Origin of the sequence: Domibacillus enclensis, assembly GCF_900156125.1 — a bacterium.
GTDB classification, from domain to species: Bacteria; Bacillota; Bacilli; order Bacillales; family Domibacillaceae; genus Domibacillus; species Domibacillus enclensis.
On sequence record NZ_FTLX01000001.1, the window covers coordinates 510,204 to 526,499 of the forward strand.

The 16,296-nt window shown below is 45.4% G+C and carries 21 protein-coding genes; 3 read left to right on the plus strand and 18 right to left on the minus strand.

Annotation, left to right across the window (positions count from 1 at the left end):
- On the plus strand, positions 1–768 hold the full coding sequence (locus BW952_RS02595; protein ID WP_169714076.1) for a YqhG family protein: 768 nt from the start codon (positions 1–3) through the stop codon (positions 766–768).
- Here BW952_RS02595 and BW952_RS02600 read toward each other — a convergent pair whose 3' ends face one another.
- From BW952_RS02600 to BW952_RS02640, 9 genes are all read right to left on the minus strand, one after another.
- Positions 769–1,200 (minus strand): hypothetical protein, encoded by a 432-nt coding sequence (locus tag BW952_RS02600; protein WP_139325406.1) that lies wholly within the window; start codon positions 1,198–1,200, stop codon positions 769–771.
- Entirely contained in the window at positions 1,139–1,540 is a 402-nt protein-coding gene (comGF, locus tag BW952_RS02605) for a competence type IV pilus minor pilin ComGF (RefSeq protein WP_045850960.1), read from the minus strand. The genes BW952_RS02600 and comGF overlap by 62 nt, the downstream gene beginning before the upstream one ends.
- A gap of 10 nt (positions 1,541–1,550) precedes the next feature.
- Positions 1,551–1,844: a hypothetical protein gene (locus tag BW952_RS19305; protein WP_045850961.1), complete on the minus strand. Its 294-nt coding sequence runs from the start codon at positions 1,842–1,844 to the stop codon at positions 1,551–1,553.
- A gap of 7 nt (positions 1,845–1,851) precedes the next feature.
- Positions 1,852–2,319: a competence type IV pilus minor pilin ComGD gene (gene comGD / locus BW952_RS02615; protein ID WP_169714077.1), complete on the minus strand. Its 468-nt coding sequence runs from the start codon at positions 2,317–2,319 to the stop codon at positions 1,852–1,854.
- The gene (comGC, locus tag BW952_RS02620; protein ID WP_231581390.1) at positions 2,285–2,608 is read right to left on the minus strand and encodes a competence type IV pilus major pilin ComGC; all 324 of its coding nucleotides are present in this window, start codon (positions 2,606–2,608) and stop codon (positions 2,285–2,287) included. The genes comGD and comGC overlap by 35 nt, the downstream gene beginning before the upstream one ends.
- Positions 2,609–2,623: 15 nt before the next feature.
- A complete protein-coding gene (gene comGB / locus BW952_RS02625; RefSeq protein WP_076496174.1) occupies positions 2,624–3,691 on the minus strand; it encodes a competence type IV pilus assembly protein ComGB in 1,068 nt (355 codons plus the stop codon).
- A complete protein-coding gene (comGA, locus tag BW952_RS02630; RefSeq protein ID WP_231581386.1) occupies positions 3,618–4,697 on the minus strand; it encodes a competence type IV pilus ATPase ComGA in 1,080 nt (359 codons plus the stop codon). Before comGA ends, comGB begins: the two co-directional genes overlap by 74 nt.
- Positions 4,698–4,822: 125 nt before the next feature.
- Positions 4,823–5,068 (minus strand): DUF2626 domain-containing protein, encoded by a 246-nt coding sequence (locus BW952_RS02635; RefSeq protein ID WP_045850965.1) that lies wholly within the window; start codon positions 5,066–5,068, stop codon positions 4,823–4,825.
- Between the two features lie 82 nt (positions 5,069–5,150).
- Positions 5,151–5,843 carry a helix-turn-helix transcriptional regulator gene (locus tag BW952_RS02640; RefSeq protein ID WP_045850966.1) on the minus strand — a complete coding sequence of 231 codons (693 nt, stop codon included), beginning with the start codon at positions 5,841–5,843 and terminating at the stop codon, positions 5,151–5,153.
- A gap of 177 nt (positions 5,844–6,020) precedes the next feature.
- On the opposite strand from BW952_RS02640, the gene BW952_RS02645 reads away from it, so the two are divergent.
- A complete protein-coding gene (locus BW952_RS02645) occupies positions 6,021–6,401 on the plus strand; it encodes a Spx/MgsR family RNA polymerase-binding regulatory protein (RefSeq protein ID WP_045850967.1) in 381 nt (126 codons plus the stop codon).
- 33 nt (positions 6,402–6,434) lie between these two features.
- Here BW952_RS02645 and BW952_RS02650 read toward each other — a convergent pair whose 3' ends face one another.
- Positions 6,435–7,064, minus strand: a complete 630-nt coding sequence (locus tag BW952_RS02650; protein WP_045850968.1) for an MBL fold metallo-hydrolase — start codon at positions 7,062–7,064, stop codon at positions 6,435–6,437.
- Positions 7,065–7,233: 169 nt separating this feature from the next.
- On the opposite strand from BW952_RS02650, the gene BW952_RS02655 reads away from it, so the two are divergent.
- Positions 7,234–7,410, plus strand: a complete 177-nt coding sequence (locus tag BW952_RS02655) for a DUF2759 domain-containing protein (RefSeq protein ID WP_045850969.1) — start codon at positions 7,234–7,236, stop codon at positions 7,408–7,410.
- A 66-nt stretch (positions 7,411–7,476) separates the two neighbouring features.
- Here the strand turns inward: BW952_RS02655 and BW952_RS02660 are convergent, their stop codons facing one another.
- From BW952_RS02660 to BW952_RS19110, 8 genes are all read right to left on the minus strand, one after another.
- Entirely contained in the window at positions 7,477–9,351 is a 1,875-nt protein-coding gene (locus tag BW952_RS02660) for an LTA synthase family protein (RefSeq protein WP_045850970.1), read from the minus strand.
- A 235-nt stretch (positions 9,352–9,586) separates the two neighbouring features.
- On the minus strand, positions 9,587–10,513 hold the full coding sequence (locus tag BW952_RS02665) for an ROK family glucokinase (protein WP_045850971.1): 927 nt from the start codon (positions 10,511–10,513) through the stop codon (positions 9,587–9,589).
- The gene (locus BW952_RS02670; RefSeq protein ID WP_045850972.1) at positions 10,513–10,725 is read right to left on the minus strand and encodes a YqgQ family protein; all 213 of its coding nucleotides are present in this window, start codon (positions 10,723–10,725) and stop codon (positions 10,513–10,515) included. Before BW952_RS02670 ends, BW952_RS02665 begins: the two co-directional genes overlap by 1 nt.
- A 14-nt stretch (positions 10,726–10,739) precedes the next feature.
- Positions 10,740–12,266: a rhomboid family intramembrane serine protease gene (locus tag BW952_RS02675; RefSeq protein WP_045850973.1), complete on the minus strand. Its 1,527-nt coding sequence runs from the start codon at positions 12,264–12,266 to the stop codon at positions 10,740–10,742.
- Between the two features lie 79 nt (positions 12,267–12,345).
- Positions 12,346–12,906: a 5-formyltetrahydrofolate cyclo-ligase gene (locus BW952_RS02680; protein ID WP_045850974.1), complete on the minus strand. Its 561-nt coding sequence runs from the start codon at positions 12,904–12,906 to the stop codon at positions 12,346–12,348.
- Positions 12,907–12,952: 46 nt separating this feature from the next.
- The gene (gene rpmG / locus BW952_RS02685) at positions 12,953–13,102 is read right to left on the minus strand and encodes a 50S ribosomal protein L33 (RefSeq protein WP_045850975.1); all 150 of its coding nucleotides are present in this window, start codon (positions 13,100–13,102) and stop codon (positions 12,953–12,955) included.
- Positions 13,103–13,154: 52 nt separating this feature from the next.
- Positions 13,155–14,018 carry a nucleotidyltransferase family protein gene (locus BW952_RS02690; RefSeq protein ID WP_052698454.1) on the minus strand — a complete coding sequence of 288 codons (864 nt, stop codon included), beginning with the start codon at positions 14,016–14,018 and terminating at the stop codon, positions 13,155–13,157.
- On the minus strand, positions 14,015–16,279 hold the full coding sequence (locus tag BW952_RS19110; RefSeq protein ID WP_052698455.1) for a glycosyltransferase: 2,265 nt from the start codon (positions 16,277–16,279) through the stop codon (positions 14,015–14,017). The genes BW952_RS02690 and BW952_RS19110 overlap by 4 nt, the downstream gene beginning before the upstream one ends.
- Positions 16,280–16,296: the final 17 nt, after the last annotated feature.

Here is a 16,296-nt window from a genome sequence, read left to right on the forward strand (position 1 = left end):
TTGATATCTTTTCTTCACACATTGTTTTCTTCCTGCGGCTGTCTGATTCTTCATGAAGCAGACAGCACCATTACGATTCAGTTAACAGAGGAAGCAGACCGCGATTTAATGAACCGTCCGTTTTACTGGCACTATAAAGATCAGCTTGGCCAAAGGGGGGAACCTCTTGCTGTCACCTTTTTCACAGAAGATCCCGGGCGTCCGCTGAAACAGCTTGAAGAATATATTACATTCGGCTCTCCCCGTTTTCATCAGCTTCTTTCCTACGGGCAAAAAAAAGTGCCGTTTATTAAATTGTATGAACGGCATCCGTCTGCCCAAAACGTACAGCTTGAGCCATGGCTTTTTATTCACTTTCATTTATCTTATGAAGCCGATGGAAAAAAAGAAAAATTGGTGCCCCTGGCTCTCCATTTGATCAGCGGCAGCTATTCTGAAGACTTTTTGGAAAGCACCGCTTCATTATCAATGGAACCATCCATTGCACCGTATCATTATATTCTCTCACCGCTCATTACGCCAGCAAGCGGCTTAAACAGAATGAAGCAAAAGGTGCAGGCGGAGCTGTTAAAGGAAAATCATGATTGGGCCAGCACCGCTTATGAGAAGCAGCAATTTGAACTGCGCATGCTGGAATCCTTTTATGATCCCGCCGCTTCAACTGAACATTATGAGCGTGAAAAAGCGGCGATTATCCGGCGGTTTAATCCTGTCGTCCGATTATCGATTTGGCACGGCGGTTTATTTTATTTGGCGCGCAAAACATAATTAATAATACTCGGTTCTTTTCAGGATGCTTCCATCTTCCGAATGAAGATGATATACAGCCCAAAATACACCATCCTGATGCGTCGTTTCAATTCGAACACGCCGCTCGTTTTGAACGGCTTCGCTTATGGTCACGCGTGTTGTTCCGATATTTGTTTCCAAGAAAAAGGGGGCTGGCTCTGATTGGGCGACTACATTCCGAACGGCCATCAGCTCCACAATTCGGAGTTCATAATAGTCTGTTACGTAATCCGCTGTTTTCCACTTTGAGACGAACGAGTCCGCTATAGATACAGAAGCGGCCATAATCAGTACAAGGATCAGTAAAATGTGCGGATAGATCATTCCCTGTTCGTTTAATACCCATTCCTTACCGAACTGGAGAAATCGCTGCTCCTTCTTTTTCACCGTTTGTAAACGTAACATGGACATATACCCTGCCTCCTTCTATTGCAATGGCGGCACTTTTGACATTTTGCAGCATGATTTCGTGACCCAGCCGGTCGACCTGCCGCCTGATCTTATCGTTGTACTGGCTGACTGTGACAAGAGAATTCTCCTGGCCAACGATTGAATAGTGAAGCTTCTCTCCCTCCATCCGCCAGTTTTCGGCTGAATGCAGGTCATTGCGAAGCCCGATCACAAACAGTTCCCATTCAATCTTTTTTTCCGCCTGGCCTGCTTCAATGACGCGATATGTACTGTCATACAAAAGGGGAATGGACGCTGCACAAGCTGTAAAGATCGTGAATACCACCAGTGATTCAAGCATCGTAAATCCTCTACTGCTGAACAACACACCGAAATTTTCCTCTGATTTCCACACAGGCCTCCACCTTCCCCTCTACTTCACGCCAAACAATAGCCCCCTTCACCCTATCGTGCTCCTCCAGCTCGTAGTCAAAAAAGGGATCGCCATACAGCCTAGATTCCCCCTCTTCGTACAGCGTTCTCATCCCTTCCTGAAGCTCCCACCGCCAGGCCGTTTTCTCTATTAATGTAAAGCAAAAGGGCAGCAAAACAACTGCTGCCAGTAAAAAAGCCAGTAACGCTAGCATACTTTCAGCGAGCGTCATGCCCCGTTCATTCAGATGTAAAATAAAACCGCCCCCTTCCAATTAAAAAGATAAGTCTGGTTGTTTTTTCCTGTGTGGCAAAAAAGATGGAGCCCGTTCGGCTCACTGTTCCTTTTCTTAAAAAAACAATGGTTCCTGCAGTTCGGGCATCCCATTTGAAACGCGAAGGGATCTCACGCTTTTCAATTGTTTTTCTTGCACTATCGTACGTATAAATATGATAGTAATTCGTTCCATTTTCGAAAAAATCAACCGCGATATTTTTGTTTTTTGCAATGGCATACGCTTGTGCAGCAAACAGATCCCGTTCCACCTGCTGAAAAAACTGGCGGTCATTCACCGCACTGACCGTCGTTCGAAGTGGAATGAGAGCAGCGGCAAGACAAACCATAAACACGCATAGTACCACCATCATTTCGAGCAGCGTGAAGCCTGACTCTTTACGCACCGCCGGCTGACACAACACCCTCTGCATCGATCGAAATAGTGCCCCCGCCCGGACATGCCGTCTCATCGTCCCGTAAATACTCCCCTGTGACCAGCTCTTGAATGGTTGATGGCGTTGATCCGGTATCAATTCGATACGCCTGCACCTGGCCCTGGACCATGTGAACAAATGCGTCACAGCCCTTTGCATTGATATTTTTGCTTTGTTTGGCTACATTCGGAATCGCAATGAAAAGAAGCACTGTAATAACAAGCAGGACAATCATCATTTCGATCAGCGTAAAACCGCGCTCATTTTGAATATATTTTTTCATTATTTTATCCTCCTTTTTTTAAACCGTGCCGATCATTTCAAACATCGGTAGCATCACAGATAAATAAACAGCCATGACGATCGTTCCGATGATTAAAAAAACAGCCGGCTGAATAACGCCCGTTATCTTTTTAATTTTGTCTTCAACGAGCCGGTCGCAAAAGCCGGCGTACAGCAGTAATTCTTCTCCTGTCTTTCCACTTGCGCCACCATGTCCGATCAGTGCAGATAACTTATGATCAAACCAGGAAATTCGTGAAATGGCTTCCTGCAATGTTTCGCCCTCTAGGAGCTGCACATTAATTTTTTTGGAAACGGCCTGCAGCATCGGGTAAATCGTCTGCTGTTCAAACACGTGCAGCATTTCATTCACCGCAAAACCGCTATTCAGTAGCTGGGCGGCTTCCCGGGCGAACAATCGGGTGAAATACAATTGGAAAAAGGAACGGATATACGGAATGTTTGAAAGCATATTGGCTTTCTTTTGCGGCGCGAGAAGTTTATAACGTGTGTAGAGAAAAAGGAAGCCTCCTGCTATAACAGGCAAAGCTAGGAGAATGATTGGAGGAGCCCATTGCAGGAAAAAAAGCAAAACGGCGATCATTCCTGCTGGCTCGTAGCCCATTGATGCATGAAGATCACGAAACTGAGGAAGAACGAACGTGTTTAACACAGCCAGGAGGATCACAAGCAAGCCGAGCAGGAAAACCGGATACTGCAAAAGCCGAATCAGCTCTTGTTTTGACTGTTCTGCTTTTTCCCACTGGGTTCCCGCATGAATGAGCGTTTCTTGAACATTTCCGTGCCGTTCAGCAAAAAACACTTGAAGACAAATAATCGAAGGAACTTGCAAAATAGGCAGGATTTCATGTAAAGGGGTTCCGTTTTGAAGATTGTTTTGAATGGCCTCCGCTTGTTTTTTGCTGACACCGGGAACATTGAGCATTAAAAAATCGACTGCGTCTCCAATGGTGAACCCTTTTTCCATCATTTCACCGAGTCTTTTTATGAAGTCAGCGCTGTTTTTGGCTGATATCCGCTTCGCCAGCATGCCAGCGAGTCCATTCTTCACTCGCGATGAAGCCATAGGCGACCCCCTTTCGAAGTTCATTCTTTAACGTTTGACGCCGCTCTCCCTCACTGTGGCCGGTCACCTCCTTTACAGCGCGCAGCAGTTCCTCGCCGGCTAAAAGCTCACAAACGATCGCCTGCCTCGTTTCCTGCGTGCAATCTGGCTGGCACACTGAACCGCACGACGGGCAGCAAAGCCGGACGAGCCGCTGTGCAGTGATGCCCGTAATCGTCTGATGGATTTCATGTCTGGATACACCTAATTCCACCAGCCGGCCAATCACGCCGGCTGAATCGCGCGCATGAATTGTCGATAAAACCAAATGGCCGGTCAAGGCACTTTTTACAGCCGCCCGGGCTGTTTCTTCGTCCCGGATCTCGCCGACCATAATCACATCCGGATCGTGGCGCAAAATCGCCTTTAAGCCAGTTGCGTAGGTGATGCCCGCTTTTTCATTCACTTGTATTTGGACAAAAGCGTCCTGTTGTTTTTCAACTGGGTCTTCAAGTGTGATGACATGTTTGTTGAGAACGGAGGCACAATGCTGAACCATGGAGTAAAGTGTGGTTGATTTACCACTTCCAGTCGGACCGCTGAGGAGGATTAAACCGGTTGGCTGCGCTAATAAGGCGGTTAATTTGGATGCAGAATAAGGAAAAAGAGTGAGTTCGGATAAATGTGGTACATGTTCCTGAGGCAGGATGCGGATCACAAGGCTTTCTTTGTGAGGCACAGCTGGAAGTGTTGAAATACGCAGAGATAACGGGAGGCCATTCACGATTTGGCGAAAGGAGCCGCTTTGAGGTTTTCTTTTTTCGCCGATGTCCATCGATGCAGTGAATTTCAAGTACGCGATCAGCCGTTCTCCTTCACGGATTGAAAAAGATTCACTTTTTGACAGGACACCGCCTGAACGCATTTTCATTAAATACCCATTGGCTTTCGGCATTAAATGAATATCAGTCGCTTGAACGGCGACCGCTGCAGTGAGCATCTGAACGATTTTTTGTTCTGCCTGCAAACCATCACCTTCTTTCCAAAATGATCATACTACAAATTTCTGACTATTTCATCATTTTTTCACAACTTTACAAAATCTTAACAAAAAAACCTTTAAAGCATTTGCTTTAAAGGTTTCGGGTGATCTTAATGTCCGCCGCTTCCTGGCGTCATCATGAACGTTGACCAATATGTAAAGCCTGCAAAGAAAACGGTCAAGTATGCACCAAAAACGTAAATGTACATGCGCTCAGAAAGACGTAAATACCCTAATAACAAGAAAAATCCAGTTTGGCCGAGGAAAAGCAAAGCGGTAATATTCATGTGGCCGAGATAAAACATTAATGCAAAAATCCCAGTCCAGAATGCCATTACGCGAAACATCCGATCCATTATGTATCCCCCCTTTATGGACTTACTCCATCAATATCATATTATAAAGGAACAGATACAGAATTGTAAACGTTTCTTTCAATCAGTTTGTGACAATTGCCTGATACGCACATTCCTTGCAGCCATCGGTCATTGCTGTTTTTTGGTCCAGAAGCATGTCGCCGAATAAGGACGCCAGCACTCCTGTTAGAAACGCTTTGTGAATGCGGCATGTGAGCTCAGCCTGATCGGTCAGCAGCTCTTTAAACGGACAATTATAAATAACAAATTCCACGATCACTTTTCCTTCCTCTTCCACCACCTTTGGAACATATCCGACTCTTGCGGCCAGTTCGTTTAACAAATGAGCTTTTTCTTCATAGGACAAATGCTGTGGAGCAAGCCGGCCTTCTGCATCAACAGCTCGCTGCCCTGCTTTTTCAGCTGCCGCTTCTGCCCGCTTCACTCCTTCTTCTCCTAATACATAAACAGCGTCAAGCAAAACGTTTGATAAAAGCTGGTAATCCCGGTGTGGAAACGAAAGCTGAATGGCTTTTTCAGCGGCCTTGTACACTTTCCCCGGCCGGCCACCCTTCCCTGTTTTATGCAAAAAGGAATAGATCAGCTCAACATCCTCAAGCTTCGTTAAGTGAAGCCGCGCTACATTTGGATGAATACCGAATTCCGAAGCCACGTCCTGCACGGTGATTTCGGATGATTTTTTTAAGATGTATTCATATATGCTGTACCGTGTAGGATCTGCAAGTGTACCAGTTATTTTTAACGTCATATTCATTACAATCACCCCGTCTTTTTTTATTTATTATAAGCAACAACTCTATGGTGAAAAATGATAAAAGTCATACTTTTTTATGTGTTACGAAAATATTCACATTTCAATGACTAAAAGCTGTACAATTGTTGTATAAGTATTGTATAGTTTATTTAAGATAAAAAGAAAGGGGACAACCAAATGTCTACCGTTACTTTTTTTACGTATCCGAGCTGCACTTCCTGCAGAAAAACAAAAAAATGGCTGTCTGCTCATTCTGTTGATGTCAATGAGCGTCACCTGTTTCGTGAAACGCCAACTAAGGAGGAGCTGCTAACGCTTCTATCCATGACGTCCGATGGCCTTGACGAATTGCTGGCTACCCGCAGCAGTACATTTAAAGCATTGCAGATCGAAGTGGAGGACATGCCACTGTCCGCTGTTGTCGATTTGCTCATTAAAGAACCTAAATTGCTGCGCCGCCCGATTCTGACTGACGGCGAAGCTCTCGTAGTCGGTTACAATCCCGAAAAGTTAAGAAGCTTAACAAAGAAAAAGCAGATGATGAAGTATACAGGCTAAAAAAAGAGAACGCCGCTTTGGCGTTCTCTTTTTTTAAAATCCGTTTAAAAAGGGGTTGCTGTCCATCTCTGAAATGATCGACGTGGCAGGACCGTGTCCGGGCAGCACAATCGTTTCTTCCGGCAATGACATCAGTTTGCCGTGAATGCTGTCGAGCAGCTGTTCATGGCTGCCGCCGGGCAGGTCTGTTCGCCCTATGCTGCCCATAAACAATGTATCACCAGCAAACAACGCGCCGCCTTCTGCGAAATAATACGAGATGCTGCCAGGAGAATGACCCGGTGTATGAAGCAGCTGGAACGTAAACGGTCCAACCGTGAGCTCTGTTTCCTCATCAAGAAGGATATCCGCCTCGGGGGCTGTGATCGTGCCCATTTCAAAACGGCTGGAACCGTTTAAAGTTGGATCTCCAAGCCACTGTTCCTCTTTTTCATGAAGATAAATCGGGATGTTAAACGTTTGTTTAAGGCTCCCCACAGCACCGATATGGTCGAAATGCGCATGTGTCAGCAAAATGGCCAGCGGCTCCAGTTTATTTTCATTCAGCCACTCTACAAGCTGCTCGCCTTCCGAACCAGGATCAAAAACGATGCACTTCGAGTCATGTGACAGCACATAACAGTTTGTTTGCAGCGGCCCCAGGGGCAATTGTGTCCAATCCATTTTATCTCCGCCTTTCTTATTGTCCTTTTGTATCGTATCAGGAAATTGCTTTTGTTAAAAGAATTATCCGTTTTCAGTCTCGACAAAAATTCAAAAAACCGATACAATAAAAATGTATTTGTACGTACATAGTTCTGTATGATTTTTGCTCAGAAAGGGGTTTGGGACGATGAACGGTTTAACGATCATTTTTGCACTTACGGCTATTCTTGCAGTATTCGCGACGATCAGTGCACTGAAAAATAAAAACCCGCTTGGCATTTTCTTCGGTCTCGGCACAGCTGGTGTTATTGGCTGGTTCACGATTATGACCATCTTGAATCATGGCTATCCGGCAGCACATTAAAAGAAGCACCTGACATCGTTCGGGTGCTTTTTTTATGCAAAAAAAACCGCCCGAGGGCGGTTTTTATTATGGCTGTTCTTTCAAAGCTGAATCCGGATCGTAAAACCGGAGCAAGTCACCGTAAATCACACGGTCAGAATAATTTAATTCCGCTGCGGCCTTTTCAATAAACGGTGCGCAGGCAGAAGCATCAATCTGCTCCCCTGTTGCTTTATCCCAGCATGCGTCACCTGCATACACATAATCTTCCGTCACAAAACGTCCGTCACGGAAGGCAGCGAAGTTCTCATGGTCTTCAGACAGCAAATCCTGCCCAAATTGCAAGTCGCCCTTTGTATCAATGCCAAGAAGGTGTAGAAGCGTCGGGCGAACATCCACCTGACCGCCTACTGTCGAAATCTCCTGGCCGTCCACTCCAGGAATATGAACCATAAACGGCACTTTTTGCAGTTCAGCGGATTCATATGGCGTGATTTCCTTGCCAAGGTATTGAGCCATCGCCTCATTATGGTTTTCTGAAATACCGTAATGATCCCCATAAAGGACAATAACTGAATTCTCATAAAGACCTGCTTCTTTTAAATCTTCCACAAACGTTTTTAACGCTTCGTCTGTATACCGCACAGTGACGAAGTAGCGGTTCAGTGTCCCGCTATTTGAGTTGAACTCATCAATCATTTTATCTTCTTCATCATAATAGAATGGATGGTGATTCGTCAGCGTGATCATTTTTGAATAAAACGGCTGCTGCATCTCCTTCATCAGATCAACCGACTGTTCGAAAAACGGCTCATCCTTCATTCCCCAGTTAACACTGTTGTCTTCATTTACATCATAGTCATTCACATCATAAAACCGTTCATATCCGATGGCATCATACATAATATCGCGATTCCAAAAGCTTTTATTGTTCGCATGCATCGCATTTGAGAAGTAGCCATTTTCTTCAAGCTTTTCAGCCATTGAATTGTATTCGTTGCCTGAATGTGTAAAGAAAACAGCCCCCCGGCTCAATGGATATAAAGAGTTTTCAGTTAAAAATTCGGCATCAGACGTTTTGCCCTGGCCCGTCTGGTGATAGAAATTCGTAAAGTTCAAGCTTTCTTTCGCAAAATCATTTAAAAATGGCGTGATTTCCTGTCCGTTGACCTCATTGTTCATGACAAAGGACTGAGTGGATTCAACAGATACCATAATTAAGTTTTTCCCTTTTGCTGCACCAAATAATTCATCATTTGGCGCTGCATAATTGGCATCAGAGAAGTTTTCGATTTCCGTTAATTCACTGCCGTCTGCCAGTGCACGCTGAGCTGACGATTTAGACTGAAGGAAAATATCGTAAATGTGGTAGTTAAACGTACCAATGTTTTTCACGAGCATTTCCCGGTCAAATGTTCTCGTTAACAGCTGAGGGCGTTCGATCTCAGCCAGTCCAAGGTTTAAGAACATAAGCGCGGCAGCGGATAAAAAGTAAGCACGGCGGTTCATTTTTGACATTGGGCGGAATTTCACAAACGATGGCTTGAATTTTAACAGAAGAAATAAAAGAATGACATCAGCAAAATACAGGATGTCAGCAACGTTAAACTCTTCTGTTACACTGTTGCCAAGATCGGCAAAGTTGCTTGTTTGAAATAAAAGCGGCATCGTAATAAAGTCATTAAAGAACCGGTAAAATACGACGTTAGCAAAAAGTAAAAAGCTTAAGAAAAAGCTCATTCCGAGTAAATAACGGTTTCTTACCTTATCGCTTTTAAAGAAAAAAGCGACGCCCATCGCCAGCATAATAAAGCTAAGCGGGTTAATCAGCAGGATAAATTCCTGCAGCGAGTTTTCAATGTCCATGTTAAAGCTTGTTTTATAGACGATATATGTTTTCATCCATAAGAACAAAACAGCGACAGCAATAAGCGAAATGTTGCTGCGAATTGTTCTTTTCATCCTTCCAGCCTCCTCGTTACATCTGTAACAACGTTCAGGGGTTAATTCATCATTAACCTATTGTAAATTGCCTTTCACAATCTTAATACTTTTTTTACAAAAAATCAAACAGAATGCCAAAGTAAGTCTTTATAATAGGTTCATGACGATTCCACATGACCATACATACGCACTTAAAACGAAAAAGTTTCATAAAAAAGAAGGCTGACAAAAAATCAGCCTTCTTTTCTTCTTATTAAACCGACATAACTTTGGCTAAATACGCAGCGCCAATAACGCCTGCATCGTTTCCAAGCTGGGCTTTTTCAATCGAAAGAACATCCATTGCCCGCGGGAACGTATACGCTTTAACGTACTGCTCAAGTGGCACGAGCAGTGCATCTCCTGCTTCTGACACGCCACCGCCTACAACAATTTTAGCCGGGTTGACGATGTTGGCGATATTTCCAATCGCAAGACCCAGGTAATGGGCACAGCGGTCAATGACCCGCTTGGCTGCTTCCTCGCCCGCCGCCGCTTGTTCAAACACGGTACGGGCATCCGGCGCATCCTTTCCTTCTTGTTTGTACAAATTAACGATTCCTGTTGCTGATGCGACCGTTTCTAGGCAGCCGCGTTTTCCGCAATTGCATAAAAAGCCATTTTCCGGCACGACGGTAATGTGGCCAATCTCACCGGCTGCACCGTTTACACCGGTAATAATCATTCCTTTTGACACGACGCCGCCGCCAACGCCCGTACCGAGCGTGACACAAACGACATCTCCTGCACCGCTTCCTGCTCCCCGCCACATTTCGCCAAGCGCTGCACAATTTGCATCGTTTTCGATAAACACCGGCAGCTCAATTGCTTCCTCAAGCAGCTTTTTCAGCGGATATCCGTTGGGCCACCCGATGTTCACCGCACCCGAGATCGTTCCTTCAACCGGATCAGCAGGACCCGGAGCCCCGACACCAGCTGCTAACACGTCCACTGTCGTCAAACCGTCTGCGGCCAGTTCTGCATAAAAAGAACGGGCAATATCCCCGACTACACGTACGCCGCCATCTGAGCGGTCGGTCGGAATCGACCATTTCCGGATAATATCTCCTTCAGTTGTAAGAAAAGCCATTTTAATCGATGTGCCGCCAATGTCAAAAGCAGCCAGTCGTTTTTCTGCCATCATTCCATCTCCTGTTCTTTCTCTTTTTCAATTGCGATCTGCTGGCGCAAAAGAAGCAGCGCCATCTGGTATTCCTTTGGTTCAACAAGCTGCGACTGATACAGCTGCTTTAGCTCAAGCTCCATCAGCTGCAAATCCGCTACGCGATTGCCGATATAAACAAAGACACCATAGCGCTTTAACAGCTGCTGAACATCAAAAATTGTCCTCATTGTACTCCCTGCCTTTACTCTTCATTCAACCGGTCTAATAGCTCTTGGTAGACTTGTTCATCCGGTTCGTATCTTATCGCATTTTCGACCGCTTTCACTGCTTGAGCACGATCTCCCTGGTCCGCGTATATAAGAGCAAGGTTGTAGTAGGCCTCATGAAAGTTTTTTCGCAGGTCAATGGCATTGCTGAAATGATCTTGTGCTTCCGTCAGCTCACCGGCACCCATTTTAATGTACCCGAGATAAAAATGCGTTTCAGCAGACGGCTCCCCGCCGCCTTCCACAAATTCGGTCAGCAGCTGTTCTGCTTTCTCGTCATCTCCTTCGCTCAAGGCTTCTGCCGCACGGATATTGACCGATTGTGCATCAACTGCTGCATAGCCATGGCCGAAGCCGAAGATCAACCCTGCCGCAACCGCGGCCGAGGCTGCTGCTAAAAAAAGCAGCTGCTGAAGCGGACGGCGCTTTTTCGGAAAATGAACGATGCCTGTTGCTAAAAAACCGCCCAGCAGGCCGCCGATATGACCGGCGTTGTCGATGCCCGGCACGGTAAAACCAAAAGCAAGGTTAATTCCAATGACCACAAGGATGTTCATCCCCATTGTCCGGAAAAACAGCTTTGGCTTGGTAACACCAAAAAACAACAAAGCACCAAATAAGCCGAAGATTGCACCGCTGGCACCCGCAGACAGATTCGGTGTAAGCAGGAAGCTGAGCAGACTGCCCGTAAAGCCTGAAAAAAGGTAGATCCATAAAAATCGCATCCGTCCGTATATTTGTTCTACAGCGGTCCCTAAATAGAATAAAGCCATCGAGTTCATTAATAAATGCAGCAATCCAATATGCAGGAAAACGGGCGTAATAAAACGCCACCACTCGCCTTCTAATATAAGCGGATTAAATTTCGCACCAAACTGTAAAAGCACATCGGTATTAGTGCTCCCTCCAGCTGCGGTCATCAACAAAAACATCAGGATGTTGACAGCTGTGAAAAGATACGTAAAGAACGGCTTGCCATAGTGAAAAAAGCGCTTTTCTTCTTCTTTTCTTTTCACTTCATGCGACAGCACGGCTCTTTCGTACGCAGCCGCTTCATCCTCTGCGCCATTGATAAAATCACTTTCTTCCGGGACAGGAGACACAAATGCCGACAGCTGCTGAAGGGGGGTGGAGATCTCCTTTTCTGCAAAAAGAAAAGAAGTGACTTTTATTTTGCCTTTTTCAACTGGCTTTAAAAAGCGGTCAAATTCATCTACCGGCAAATGGGGGGAAACGATGAGATTCAGCATAGAGATGGTTCTTTTCCCCGTCTGCTTGCGAAAACGTTCGGCCAGCCAAAGCGATTTTTCTGTTTCTTGGCCAAGACCGACTGCCCATCCCAGATCTTTTTTCACCAGCCGAATAAAGGAAGCCTCTTTAACAGCACGATTCTCAAGAACCATTTCGCTCCGTTCCTGGTTCATTTTAATCAATATGTATTCCTGCTCCACCACAAGAAAATAAGCAAGACGCCAAAACATGACATCCGTTCCAATTGTCATCAAATCACTACTTTCGTCCGTCTTATTAGATACCACTATAACGGAACTCAGGTGACCGGTAAAGAAAGAAGAACAGCCTTTAGCAAATGATGATTTCTTGTTCCGTCACAATCTTCTGAACAGGCAGATCAAATGCTTCTACTGGAATAGACCGGCTTAATTGAAACGAGAAAGCCAGTGAAATCGTTTGCCCTGTGAAGTCTGTTAAAAACCGGTCATAGTACCCTCCGCCAAAGCCGATGCGGTAGCCTGCTCTGTTAAATACAAGACCCGGAACAATAAGCAGGTCGATTTTTTCCTTTTTAATCGCTTTTGCAGGATGGGACTTTGGTTCAAATAAACCAGCGTACACCATTTCAAGATCAGCGAAATTCGTTAATGGATAAAAATCCATTTTTTTCGTATCAGGACGGCACTTTGGTGCATAAACCGTTTTCCCGCTCAGCCAGGCAAAGCGAATAATCTGCCACGTATCCACTTCGATAGAAGAGGAAACGGTAAGAGCAATTGTACTCGCTGCTTTCCATTCAGCAAGCGCATACAATTTTGCTGTAATGTCAAAGCATTTTTGCTCGTAAACCGTCTTTTCCATGACGGCCAATTTTTCTTTCACCTGTGCTCTCAGCTGCTTTTTATCCATCTTGTCCTCCTCAAAAGAAAAAAACAGCAGGAAAGTCTCCTGCTGCTTACTTTGTTTCGCGGTGCACTGTCACTTTTTTCAATCGCGGGCTGTATTTTTTCAACTCGAGACGATCCGGGTTGTTACGTTTGTTTTTAGTTGTGATATAGTTACGGTCACCGCTCTCAGTGCAAGCTAATGTAATGTTTACACGCATGTGTTTTCCCTCCAAACTTGTCTCGCTTATTTTCAAGTCATTTGCGACTTTACTATAATAGCACCTTTTCGTCAGAAATACCAGCCTGTTTTTTCAACATCTGTGAAGACAAAGAAAATCGGTCGACGGGGCCTGTTTTTTCTTGCAGAATGAACGGATTAAATGCGCTTGATAACGGGTAATGAGGCTGCAGGTGACCGGTGATTCCCGGAATGCCGCGCTTCAACCGTTTTTCTGCTAATTTATACGCACGATGTGTGCCAATGTCCTGCCAGTATGCATTCGTTTCATAAACGTATACGGGCTCTTCGTTTTCCAAAAGCGCCGGAAAAACGTCTTTGGCAAAATCAACATCCCCTTTAAACGAGTAGTCTTTAAAAAGGGACGGCTCAATTAAATAAATGCCCGTACTCACCTGGTTTGTCCATAAAAATGGATCCTCCGGCTTTTCAATGATTGTCAGCAGCCGGCCATCCTCGTCTGCGAGGCAAATGCCGAACTGCTCCGGATGCTCCACAATAGCGGTTACGATGGTAACCCGTGCTTTTTTTTGTTTATGATACTGGTACACTTCACGCAGCGGTATATTTGTCAATGCATCTCCGCTTAAAACAGCCAATGTTTCTTCAAATGCTTGACCGGAAGCAAACAAGCTGCCGGCTGTACCGAGCGGGCTCCGCTCTTCAATGTACTGGATTCGAAGTCCTTTTTTGTATCCGCAGCCAGCGTATTGCTGAATCGATTCTTTTTTATAGCAAACCGTCATGATGACTTCACGAATACCGCTCATTTTGAATACATTCAAGTTATACTCCAATAAAGGCTTGTTTAACAAAGGTACCATTGGCTTCGGAATGCGGTCAGTTAAAGGGCGCAAACGTCTGCCACGCCCTCCTGCTAACAAAATACCAATCATGTGCGGACCCCTTCCATTTTTTTAATAAAAACGGTTTGATCATAAACTTTTTCTGTCTGCGCACTGATGTGTGTCCAACTGTAAAGCTCCCTTGCCATTTCATATCCATTTCGCCCTAATTCCCCAGCATATTCCGGTTCATCTAGAACAAACTCGATTTTTTCGGATAAATCCTCTGCATTTCCGGCTTCGAACAAAAGACCCGTTTGTTTATGAAGAACAAACGATTTCAACCCTCCTGTCGCAGCGGCAATGACCGGTTTTTGAAAGGCCATCGCTTCAAGGGCGACAATGCCAAACGGCTCATAAAGAGAGGGGAAAACAGCTGCTTCGCACGTTTGCAGCAGCGCCCTTCGTTCTTCGTCACTTACGTATCCGACAAAGTGAAGCCGATCCTGCAGTCCCCGCCTGTTTACTTCTTCTCGCCACGTTTCAAGTAAAGGACCCTTACCCGCTATAATAAACTGAATATTTTCTTTTTTCAAGCTTTTTAAGTGAAGATCAAAAAAGGTTTGAAATCCTTTTTCAAAAACCATTCGGCCAATTGAAAAAACAAATGGCTGAAAATGGCTGAAGCGCGTAAACGGAGACGAGACTTCTTCAAATTCCACACCATTCGGGATGACGAAAATGTCTTTTTTGCCCGCTTCGTAATAAACACGGAGTTCTTCCTTCATCGGCTGGCTGCAAACAATAAGCGTATCAGATGCCGCAATTAATGCCTTCTCTTTTAGGGCAATCGCATGCTGCAGTTCATTATGCAATCCATTGTTGCGGCCATGCTCTGTTGCGTGAATGGTTGAAATAAGGGGCAATTGATGCTGCTTCGCTAAAAGGGCAGCAGCGTCTCCCGTCAGCCAATCATGTGTATGAATGAGCTTAATTCCGTGTTTGTCAATGAGTTCTGTTCCTTTTTGATACAAGCACAAGTTCAAATCCGACGTCTGCTTTAAAAAGTCCTGCTCTCCGTGATGAAGAGGCCCTGTCCGGTAAATGTGAACATTTCCGGCCGTTTCAAACGCAGGCGATCCGTGGTGAGAAGCCGTTAAAACAATGACATCACGGCCCGATGAAGAGAGTGCTTCCGCAAGTCCGTGGACATGCCTCGCCATTCCGCCAATGATATTCGGTGGGTACTCCCACGTTATTAATAAGACTGCCCCGTCCATCCGTTCTACAGGATGAACCTCACCTGCTGAGAAAAGCTGAATGCCATAATGCAGCCTCAATCTCTGATGGGCATAGTCCAAATCTGGAAAATCCTTGCGTGCCCCATCAAGCAAATAGCGAAGAGAGTCGGCTGCGCCCGCTAGCTCTTCATCAAATTGATGAAAGGAGGCATACACACAATAGGCCCACTCGACGTCCAAAATACTGCTTGCTTCGGAAATCGATTGGACGCATTTTTCTGTCCACTCGTTCTTTAATTCAAAAACGGTCTCACAGCGCTGCAGCTCTTCAGGGGTGGCAAGAGGACGATCATCCACGTTTTCATAACAGAATGGAAATTGAATAACCGTTCTAGAACGAAGGATGGCTGAATCTAACGCTGCTTCTCCATCCTTTTGTGAGAAAAGTGAAAAAATTAACTCGCTGAATGACGCAGTTGAAGCGATGATTCGGTTGTTTATTTCCCCATCTGGCTCATTATACGTGACAACAGGAAGTCCATGCGGAGAAACTCCCTTAAAAGACGCATGATCCCGGTCAGGCAAAGCGCCGGCTGGCAAAAACACACATTTGCAGCCCTCCTGAAGCAGTAAAGCATCTAATCCAGCGGTAAAGGCACCGCGCGGAAGCCAAATGGATATTGGCGCTGAACCGAACAGCTCCTTCCATAAGACGGCTGTTCTCTGCAAGTCCTCCTTTGCCGCTTCTTTTATCGTATAAGCCGTTAAAGGAAATTGACTTAGCGAAACCGGCAGCAGCAGGAGCTTCTGCTCTTTCATTAATGAGCGAAACGCTTCAATAAAAGAGCCATTCGCCTGCATGAGGAGTTCAGTGGCGGCGAATTCCTTTTGATCCTCAAGAAACGACTTAACGACCATTTTTCCCCGGACACCATTCAACCAGCCCAGTGTAAATAAATTAACGACCGCCACAAGCGGTTTTCCTGCCGGCTGATTGTGGGCGTGAACAAGAAGCCGGCCATGAACATCCATTAATCGCTTAATGTCCTCGCTGTTTGATTTTGCCCCAGCTAATGCCAGAGGCTTAAAGGGATCGTTTGCCATAATAATCGTTGAAACAGAATGATTCATTTCCCTACCTCCTTCAG